Source organism: Candidatus Desulfosporosinus nitrosoreducens (assembly GCF_030954495.1).
In the GTDB taxonomy this organism is placed as follows: Bacteria; Bacillota; Desulfitobacteriia; order Desulfitobacteriales; family Desulfitobacteriaceae; genus Desulfosporosinus; species Desulfosporosinus nitrosoreducens.
On sequence record NZ_JAVHUW010000055.1, the window covers coordinates 44,533 to 53,954 of the forward strand.

11 protein-coding genes are annotated in these 9,422 nt (G+C 44.8%); 7 read left to right on the plus strand and 4 right to left on the minus strand.

Going from position 1 to position 9,422, the window contains the following annotated elements; translation table 11 throughout:
• The first annotated feature begins 80 nt into the window (after window positions 1–80).
• Window positions 81–680 (plus strand): TetR/AcrR family transcriptional regulator, encoded by a 600-nt coding sequence (locus REC12_RS13705; protein ID WP_308895349.1) that lies wholly within the window; start codon window positions 81–83, stop codon window positions 678–680.
• Window positions 681–865: 185 nt separating this feature from the next.
• Here REC12_RS13705 and REC12_RS13710 read toward each other — a convergent pair whose 3' ends face one another.
• Window positions 866–1,759: a LysR substrate-binding domain-containing protein gene (locus REC12_RS13710; RefSeq protein ID WP_308895351.1), complete on the minus strand. Its 894-nt coding sequence runs from the start codon at window positions 1,757–1,759 to the stop codon at window positions 866–868.
• A 166-nt stretch (window positions 1,760–1,925) separates the two neighbouring features.
• Here REC12_RS13710 and REC12_RS13715 point away from each other — a divergent pair, with 166 nt between their 5' ends.
• The 4 genes from REC12_RS13715 to REC12_RS13730 all read left to right on the plus strand — a co-directional run bounded on the left by REC12_RS13715 (window position 1,926) and on the right by REC12_RS13730 (window position 5,092).
• A complete protein-coding gene (locus REC12_RS13715; protein WP_308895353.1) occupies window positions 1,926–3,026 on the plus strand; it encodes a TDT family transporter in 1,101 nt (366 codons plus the stop codon).
• Window positions 3,027–3,319: 293 nt separating this feature from the next.
• Window positions 3,320–4,495 carry a class I SAM-dependent methyltransferase gene (locus REC12_RS13720; protein WP_308895357.1) on the plus strand — a complete coding sequence of 392 codons (1,176 nt, stop codon included), beginning with the start codon at window positions 3,320–3,322 and terminating at the stop codon, window positions 4,493–4,495.
• A gap of 104 nt (window positions 4,496–4,599) precedes the next feature.
• On the plus strand, window positions 4,600–4,944 hold the full coding sequence (locus REC12_RS13725; protein ID WP_308895359.1) for a DsrE family protein: 345 nt from the start codon (window positions 4,600–4,602) through the stop codon (window positions 4,942–4,944).
• A gap of 13 nt (window positions 4,945–4,957) precedes the next feature.
• Entirely contained in the window at window positions 4,958–5,092 is a 135-nt protein-coding gene (locus tag REC12_RS13730; RefSeq protein ID WP_308895360.1) for a hypothetical protein, read from the plus strand.
• Here REC12_RS13730 and REC12_RS13735 read toward each other — a convergent pair.
• On the minus strand, window positions 5,086–5,256 hold the full coding sequence (locus REC12_RS13735; protein WP_308895362.1) for a DUF2935 domain-containing protein: 171 nt from the start codon (window positions 5,254–5,256) through the stop codon (window positions 5,086–5,088). The genes REC12_RS13730 and REC12_RS13735 overlap by 7 nt on opposite strands.
• 46 nt (window positions 5,257–5,302) lie before the next feature.
• Complete coding sequence (locus REC12_RS13740) at window positions 5,303–6,091, minus strand: EFR1 family ferrodoxin (RefSeq protein WP_308895364.1); 789 nt, start codon at window positions 6,089–6,091, stop codon at window positions 5,303–5,305.
• A gap of 390 nt (window positions 6,092–6,481) precedes the next feature.
• On the opposite strand from REC12_RS13740, the gene REC12_RS13745 reads away from it, so the two are divergent.
• Both REC12_RS13745 and REC12_RS13750 read left to right on the plus strand, forming a co-directional pair.
• Window positions 6,482–7,030 (plus strand): PadR family transcriptional regulator, encoded by a 549-nt coding sequence (locus REC12_RS13745; RefSeq protein ID WP_308895367.1) that lies wholly within the window; start codon window positions 6,482–6,484, stop codon window positions 7,028–7,030.
• A 9-nt stretch (window positions 7,031–7,039) separates the two neighbouring features.
• Window positions 7,040–7,684 (plus strand): VC0807 family protein, encoded by a 645-nt coding sequence (locus REC12_RS13750; RefSeq protein WP_308895369.1) that lies wholly within the window; start codon window positions 7,040–7,042, stop codon window positions 7,682–7,684.
• A 15-nt stretch (window positions 7,685–7,699) separates the two neighbouring features.
• Here the strand turns inward: REC12_RS13750 and rsgA are convergent, their stop codons facing one another.
• Window positions 7,700–8,749 carry a ribosome small subunit-dependent GTPase A gene (gene rsgA, locus REC12_RS13755; protein WP_308895371.1) on the minus strand — a complete coding sequence of 350 codons (1,050 nt, stop codon included), beginning with the start codon at window positions 8,747–8,749 and terminating at the stop codon, window positions 7,700–7,702.
• Window positions 8,750–9,422 lie beyond the last annotated feature (673 nt).

The following is a 9,422-nucleotide window of genomic DNA, read 5'->3' on the forward strand; positions in this document are numbered from 1 at the left end:
ATAAAGTTCAATATGTATCTTATTTTTCCAAAACATGCTATAATGCTTTTAAACATTTTAGAGATAGGAGATGTACGGAGATGAAGGAAGCCGACAGAAATCGGCGCAGGCGCGGAGATGCGCTGATTGAAAGTATTTACGACGCTACCGTAGAGGTCATCAAAGAAGTCGGTTACGCCAATCTCACATTTCAATTAATCGCGCGGGCCGCGAAAACCAGCCGCACGGTGCTCTATCGCCGCTGGACAACAACCTTGGATTTAATTCACGAAATCATGGCCTATAAAACGACGGAGGCCCTGGGCGGCGATCTAACAGACAAGCTGGAGAATACGGGGAGCCTGCGCGGGGACTTCTTGCTGCTGCTCACCCTCTATCAACGATTCTTTTTCGAAGTCGGTCCGGAAATCATGAACGCTTTCTTTTTTGAGTTGGGCCAAAACAGTGCGGGCATAGCGGAGATTAAAAGAAAGGCGACCGAGAAAAACATCCTGACCATGAGAAAATTGCTGAGCTTCGCCCAAGCCCGCGGCGAGAAACTAAAAGAGGTCAGCGCTATTACACTGACCTTACCTTTTGATTTGATTCGTATAGAACATATCCTGCGCCAAGGTACCCTCGACGAAAATCAGTTGGGATTATTGGTTGAGGAAATATTGCTGCCGGTATTCAGGGCCTGAACTGCCGTTTTGATGTTAATCATGTCCAATTTTTGTCTCCGCCATGCCCAAGCCAAATTTATCCAATGCCTAATCCGCTCTAAGACTCCCGCTTCGGCAAGCGCTGAGTTAAGAGCAGCTAAGTCCCTGGATAAGGGCGACTAAGATTCAGATAGAGTTAAAACTCCACCTGAATCAAGTCTGCTTTATTTGGGCTGGAAATTCGAGATTTCCGTTAAGCAACCGGCAAATAATTGGATCGTTTTAGTCTGCCATTCTGTGGGCAAATAAATGTATGAAAACGATCTTGTCAAGACCACACCTTCCGGATTGATTATCTTTAAAGTGTTCAAAGAAAGTTCTTTACGAACCGTCCAATTGGAAAGAACTGAAACGCCTAAGCCGGCTTCAACAGTTCCTTTAATAATTTGAATACTCCCCAATTCCAGAACATGGGCAGGGGTAATCTTAAGTTCTTCAAGGGCCTTTTCTGCTATATGTCTGGTTCCCGACCCTTTTTCACGCAGAATCCAGGTTTGCCTTGCCAGTCCTTCTACCGTAGGTACCTCGCCAAGATTAAAATCATGATTTGAAGCAGCTATAAAGCTAACCGTATCTTGAGCAAAAGGAACCACCTTTAAACTCTCGCTGGAAAATTCGGTTTCAATAATACCAATATCGGCCTCACGATTCCGTACTTGATGAATTACTTCATCACTATTTACGATATTAACCGTAAAGGCTATTTGCGGATATAATTTTTGAAATCGCCGCAGAACGTACGGCAAAATATATTCACCAAAAGTAAAACTGGCACTGATAACGATACTGCCACATTCACCGTAAAGCAATTCATCAACCAAGCGCCTCGTCTCTTTATCGTGAGCCAGAATTTGCTTGGCCTGGTGAAACACTAGTTTACCTGCTTTTGTAAGGCTAACCGAACGTTTGTCCCGTTCCAATAAAGTGACCTGATACTCGGACTCCAAATTCTGAATATGCTGGGTAACTGCCGGTTGAGTAATATGCAAGACAGCGGCAGCCCGAGTAAAGCTTTTTTCTTCCACCACCGTCACAAACGTAAGAAGACGCTGGTCCAAATCTATTACCTTCTTTCAAAACGGCAACCCTTTGATTTCCTGAATAGTTCACGTTGCCAACATTAATAAGCTATCCTTATTAATCGGATAATAACTAACGATTTTACTTATTAAAGTTTAAGGCATAATCTATAGATAGTCAAATAACTATAGAGGTGATTTAATCGTGTCTTTTACAAGAAGCTTCGGTACTAACTGGTTTACGACGGTTATGGGAATTGGAATTGTTTCGGTTTTAACTTACACGTTCCCTCTGGCCTTACCAGGGCAACATCAAATTGGCAGTCTTCTCTTTATCCTGCTTAATGTTGTTTTCCTCATTTCTCTGTTACTTTGGTCCGTGCGCTGGATTTGGCATACGGATTGTGCGCTGGATGATTTTCGCCATCCATCACGAGCCATCTTTTATGGTGCTCTGGCAATGGCAATTAATGTTGTCGGGAACGCTTATTTTCTTATTGGGACCCATCTCTTGCCTTTAAACCAAGCTTTAGCCATCAGTAAATTCCTCTGGTTAATTGGCGTTGCCCTTTCTTGTTTTTCGGTCATTACGATTCCCTTTTTGTTATTTGTTAAGCACGAAGTAAAACCGGAGGATGCTTTAGCCAGTTGGTTGATTCCCGTTGTTCCTCCCATTGTCGCTGCCGCCTGTGGTGTGAATTTACTGCCCTATGCCGGTTCACTGCAAACAGCCATGACTTTTTTCATTATTGCCCTGTTTGGAGTTACCTTCTTTTTATTTATTATGGTGAGCGGTCTGGTCTACTTCCGTCTGGTCTATCATAGCCGCTTATCTGGGCAAAAAGTACCGAGTTTATGGGTAGAAATCGGCCCGATCGGTATGGCCATGTCTACCGTTTGTGGTTTAACCTTTCAGACCGGGAGTTTGGGACAGTTAGCTCCTCTCCTGCGCCCTGTGGCACTGCTTTTTGCCGGATCTTTATGGGGAGTGGGCTGGTGGTGGATCATAATCTCTGCCTTACACACCATGCTTCACTTACGCAAGTCCGGCGAAGGAATTCCTTTTGATTTAGGTTGGTGGAGTTATGTGTTTCCTATTGGAAGCTTTACTAATGGAACTTACGCTTTGGAAAAACTTACTGGCAGCAATTTTTTTGCAATTGCCAATACCGTACAATTAAGTATTTTATGGATCTGCTTTATCATTGTCATTTGGAATACCGCTTCAGGAATTGTCAGCGGAAAACTTTTGAAAAACAGAATCCCGCTTTCCGGGACACGCCATTTATCTTTAATACACAAATGATTCCAGGGTACCTTCCCTCGCTGCAATGCCTTTAATCATAGGTAAGTAAGGCCTTTAGCCAAGAGTTTATCCGCCGACTAATCCGCTCCAAGACTCCCGCTTCGGCAAGCGCTGAGTTAAGAGCGGCTAAGTCCCTGGATAAGGGCGACTAAGCTTCAGATGAAATTAAAACTCCACCTGAATCAAGTCTTCTTTATACCCTTTTCCGCCAGCGGTGCCATTAAAATTATGGCATCGATGCTATATTTATCCTAGAGGATGGGGAATGCTTAAGAAGAAAGGGGGAAAGTTTAATGAATGTTGACAAACTATTTTACGAAAATCTTTTCGAAGGTCTATTTTCTGATCCCTGCCAGGTGGAATTCTGGGATGGAGACATCAACCAGTTTGGTGAAGGGGATACGAAATTCCGAATCATTTTGCGTGAACCTATTGCCAAGTCAGAGATCATCGGAGATTCTTCCCTGGCTTTTGGCGAAGCGTATATGCAGAATAAAATTGAAATCGAAGGAAGTGTCCGAGAGGTCATCGAATCTCTCTATAAGAACCAAGAAAGCTTTTTACATCAAAACCCATCCTATCTGAAGTTGGTAAAATTTATTTCCAATGGCGTTAGAAAAAGCAAAGAAAATGCTCAATATCATTATGACATTGGCAATGATTTTTACCGTTTATGGCTTGACGACACGTTAACCTATTCCTGCGCTTATTTTAAATCTCCGGAAAATAATTTGCTTCAGGCTCAGAAAAATAAAGCAGATCATATTCTGCGCAAACTTAATCTGCAAAAAGAGCAGCGTTTGCTGGATATTGGCTGCGGTTGGGGCGAATTAATCCTTACCGCCGCTCAAAAATACCATGTTAAAGCCCTGGGAATCACGCACAGCCAGGAGCAGTATGAGCATGTTAAGAGCCGTATTGAGCATGAACATCTCAAGGATCGGGTTGACGTGCAACTCTTGGATTATCGTGAGATTAAAAACCAGGTCTTTGACCGGGTCGTTAGCGTAGGAATGCTTGAGCATGTTGGAAAAGAACATTTAGGCGAATATTTTGCCACTGTCCGGAAATTACTGGTCGATGGCGGAATTTCTCTGCTTCATTCCATCACAGGACGAGACGGAAGGGGCACAAATTCCTGGATTAATAAGTACATTTTTCCTGGGGGCTATATCCCTATGGTCTCTGAACTGATTCAGCAGATGGAAAGTCACAATTTTTATTTACTTGATGCGGAAAGCCTGAGAAGTCACTATACCCGTACTTTAGAACATTGGGCCCAGAACTTTGAACAGGCCTTGCCTTTGATTCGCGAGAGCAAAGATGAATCCTTTATCCGTATGTGGCGCCTCTATCTTCAATCATCTGCTGCCTCATTCAACTGTGGGAACCTGGACCTGCATCAGTTTTTATTCAGCAAAGGTCCCAACAACGATTTACCCTGGACCCGCGATTATATCTATAACTAGGCTCCATATGTCGGGTAAGTATAAAATACAGGATTCGACAGCCACTTTAATCATCAGAAAACGAACGTTTAATGGCTAAACGTTTTAAAATCAGGAGGGAAATAATGGATAAGTTTAAGGTGATCTTTCATATCGATGAGCAGGATAAAGCGGATTTAATGCTCCATAATATTCGCAATTTAATGGCTGATCTTGGTGAGGAAAATTTAAGCATTGAAATGGTGGCTAATAGCACAGCCGTGAAAATGCTCGTGAAGGATACCAATGTATTTGCGGCAACACTTAAGGAATTAGCAGAAAAGAAGGTTGTATTATGCGCATGTGCCAATGCTATGCGTGATTTAGGTATTCAAAAAGATGAATTGCTTGATTTTGTGACTGTCGTTTCCGCTGGTGTTGGTGAAATAGTGAAAAAACAGACAGTAGGTTGGGCATATATTCGTCCGTAAGCAGGCAATAGTAATGGGAGAAATTAAGCAGGGTATTACCATGAAAATCGGTTTGGGGAGTAGGCACATCCAAGCTCAGGCAGCAAATACTTTTAGCCCGCAAGAAGCTATCCTGCGGGCCATCCAATACGGTATTGCCATTCAATAGACAAGACCACGAATCGCCGTTTTATAATTATGTGGATTCTCAAGGGACAGCCCTTTAAAGCAGCCCTTCCGTAGCGGCTGCTTTATAAATTGTGCATGCTCAGCCATTTGCCTGTTCCAAAACTTTTCTTCTTTGATAGCTTCCTTAACATAATCGACTGCCATGTGCCGCTGCAGTTTCCGCTGCTAATTAAAGGGGCGGTTCATTTTTCTAGCCCAGGAAAAACTCAGGCTCACAGCGGCGTGAAGTGTAGTTATTGAGCAACATTTGCGTAATTTTAGCAACGGCTTCATGCTGCATAGTCTTGGCCTGCACCGGACATCGTTTCACACAACTGCAACATCTTATACATTTGCCGGGGTCCGCGTCTTGGAAATCATCAAAGCTGATAGCGCGCATCGGGCAGTATTCCGCGCAAATTCCGCAATTTAGGCATTCAGCACTGGTTACAGGGGCCATCAACGGTGAAGCGGGTCTCTCTTTATAAGGATATTTGCCTTTGACAGTGAGTTTTTCTTCCGGGACCTTGTCTCCCAGTGCCTTGAGCTTTTCCTTAATTTTAGCGGCAAAGGTTTGGGCGATTTGCAAATCCCCGGCATCAGGCCTTCCTGTGGCAACTTTTACAGTATACGAATGTTCACCTATAAAAGCGCCGGCGGCAACGCCTATAAAGCCCTTCTCTTCCAAAGTATCCTTCAGTTCTAAAAGGGCGTCGTCATAATCCCGGTTGCCATAAACAACGATAAACACTGCAAGCGTCTTATCCCCTTTTACTTTTGTAAAATAATCAAGGAGAAATTTCGGAACCCTGCCGGAATAGACAGGGACGCCAACTATAACCAAATCATTGCCGCCAAAACAAAGACTCTCCTGTCTCTGGTCGGGAAAGGTAATATTGTATTCTTTAAATTGATCAGTGAGAGAATTTGCCACTTCTTTAACAACCTTAGCTGTCGTATCCGTCGCGCTAAAATAAATTATACTTAATTGTTTGTCCATGATAGTTTCCTCCCCCATACTTTCTAACTTCCTTTGTTTATAGGGATTATAACATAAATCCGGCGCAGCCCCTATAATACTTCCCGGGACTCCCACCTGCTCCAGGCAAACGAGGGTATGATGAAATGCCCAACGCCTTTGCATTAAGGCCGGAATACCGTATAGAGGCCAGACAGACTGGAGCAAATTGAACAAGCAACCAGCTATTGTTAGAGTTTATATTCCCAAAAAAGCCTGGGCCTTTCCTGTGTTTAACAAAGGAGTGCCCAGGCTTTTTCTTATGGCAAGTTAGCCAGGTTATAATTGACATCATATTAAAATAGTATATAATCAACAATATAATATATAACTATTTAATATTAGACAGGTTAATACCACAAGGAGGTCACTATGGCTAAGGTTAATAAAACAAAATATGCTCTTTTAGGGGTTCTGAGTTTGACATCGGGTTCGGGCTACGACATAAAAAAGTTTTGCGATTCTACCATAGCCCACTTTTGGAATGAAAATTATGCTCATATTTATCCCGTGTTAAAGGATCTGGAAGCCGAAGGCCTGGTCAGCAAAACCGCCGAGCAGAATGAAGGAAGGCCGCCCAAGAGTGTTTATTCTATCACGGACAAAGGCCGGGAAGAACTGCATCAATGGCTTATTCTGCCTGTGGAAGACAGCCCTCACCGCATTGAGCTTTTGCTTAAATTGTTTTTTTCTTCTGATCTTCCTTTGGAAAATATCATCGAAAAGCTTACGGAGGCTCGGAAGAAGCACGAGAGTCTTCTGGAAGACTATCAAAAAGCAGAGGACTTGTTAAAGGCGGATGAATCCCTAAAGGACAATAAAGGCTTGCCTTTGTGGCTGTCCACCATCAGCTTCGGCAAATATCACGCGGAAGCCATGCTCAAATGGTGTGAGGAAACGATCCAAGCGATTCAGAAATGAGGGGTAGCGATGAATTCTGCGGATAATTTAAAGGTGGAGAACCATAATTCAATGCTCAAAGGCCTGATTCTCAAAACTATCTTCAATTGGGAATTTGCCTTCAGTGTCATCATTCCTATCATACTATTTTCCGCTTTCAGTCATTTCAACCGGGTGCTTACGGGCACCATCCTGGCAGGGCTATGGTCCATTGCCGTCATCTTAATTCAATTTTTAAGCAGTAAAAGGGTCAATATATTTGCCGGCATAACCGCGGGAATATCCGCAATCGGCTTAATCGGAACCATAATATCCAGGGACCCTAAGTTTTATTTAGCCTCACCTATTGTCACAGACTCTATCCTGGCCCTGGTTTTCCTGGGCTCCATCCTCTGGGGCAAGCCCTTGATCCAAGTTTTCGCCGAATATACAGTCAAAGACTCTTTTCCGGAGGAATTAAAGAAAAGGCCCAAGTATAAAGCAGCTTGGACCATACTGACAGTTGCCTGGGGTGTATTAAGCATAACCCAGGCCTTATTAAGGATTGTCTTGCTTTTCTCTGTTTCCAACGAGCTTTATTTCAGCATCAGTACAACCTACGGCAATATATCTACTCCTCTTCTGTTAGTGATTTCCTTCTGGTTTCCGGGCTGGTACTGGAAAAGGAACAATTAGTCATCTCAAGGTTCCTCAATGCTTTCCCAGATGCCTTTGGAACTTGGCAATCTGCTTGCCCCACTGTTTCTCCTGAAAGCGCAGCTTGCCTTCTTGCTTAGCCTCCAGGAAGGCACGCTCCTTTTGCAGTTTCAACCAGCTTTCCCAGCGGTTCCTTTCCAGTTTTCCGCCGGCAAGGGCTTCCCGGACAGCACATCCCGGTTCATTGCCATGATGGCAATCCGAGAAACGGCACTGCTTTGTCAGCTCCTCAACATCCCCGAACATAACCTCCATGCCCGCGTCCGCTTCCCACAGGGCTAAGGAGCGCATGCCGGGGGTATCCAGAATCAAGCCCCCTGCGGGTAAAAGCACAAGTTCCCGGTGGGTGGTGGTATGCCTTCCCCGACTGTCATTCTCGCGGACGGCCTGGGTTTTTAAAAGCTCTTTGCCCGCCAGAGTATTGACCAGGGTCGATTTGCCCACGCCGGACGAACCGAGCAGGGCTACCGTTTTTCCTGTTGCAAAGTATTTCCTCAGCTCTGCAATCCCCTCTCCGCTGACACAACTGACGGCCTGAACCTCTACGCCGGGAGACGCGACACGGGCGTCTGCCACCCGCTCGGCCACATTGGCGCAGCCATCGGCCTTGGTCAGCACCACAACCGGCAGCGCGCCGCTTTCCCAGGCCGCAATCAGGTATCTTTCCAGCCTTTTCAGGTTAAAATCCCTGTTCAGGGACTGGACAAGGAACACCGTATCGATATTGGCGGCCACAATTTGCTCTTTGACTTCTATTCCGGCGGCGGCTCTGGAAAATTTCGTTTTCCTGGCGAGAACCAGACGCACACAAGCTGCTTGAGTTTCCGGAGAATGCTCCAAGGCCAGCCAATCCCCAACCGCCAGTTGCCCACTCTCATCCAGCTTCTTCAGCGGTCTGCTGATCAGAAGCTCCCCTGTTTCAGTCATCACCCGCAGCTTTTGACCATAGTCGGCAATGATTCTCGCGGGATACATCCCTTCAGTGGAGTTTTCCCGCCATTCCTTAGCAAAGTGTTCATCCCAGCCATAATTTTTTATATCCATGATACTAATCCATCCTTTATTGCTTTTTTATCCTTCTGCCTGCGTTTCTTGGTATTCTTTAGTTCATTTTCCTGTATCCTGGTTCGCGGGTTGATCACCCAACTGCCGCGGATTCCTTGAATACAGGCCAAAGTGCTTTGTTTTTTCAGCATCATCATCACTCTCCGCTTTCCAATTCTTAGCCTTCCGCAACCTAAAAAAGCCGATAAAAAGCCCGCAGGCAACGACCACCTGCGGGTTTTCGGGTTTACTTCAGGGGGCCTTCCTTAACTCTCCAGGAAGGCATCTTGTTTGCCAAGTTTATCCGCTGACTAATCCGCTCTAAGACTCCCGCTTCGGCAAGCGGTGAGTTAAGAGCGGCTAAGTCCCTGGATAAGGGCGACTAGGCTTCAGATGGAGTTAAAACTCCACCTGCATCACGTCTTCTTTATCCCCTAAATTCTGAAAGCACTAAAAAAACACGCTACCAAGGCGTGCCAATAAATGACTTTATATCCCCGATTCAGGTTGCTCGACAGAAGCTGCCCAGGTAACACAAACAAAGCCTTGTTCTAAGGCATTACCGTGTACCCGTGCAATATTCAGTTAGATAAAAACCACCTCGGCATTTTTTACAGACATTAACGACAACTCCTTTCGCCAGGGAATTTTATTTAAGGTAGGATACCGTCTT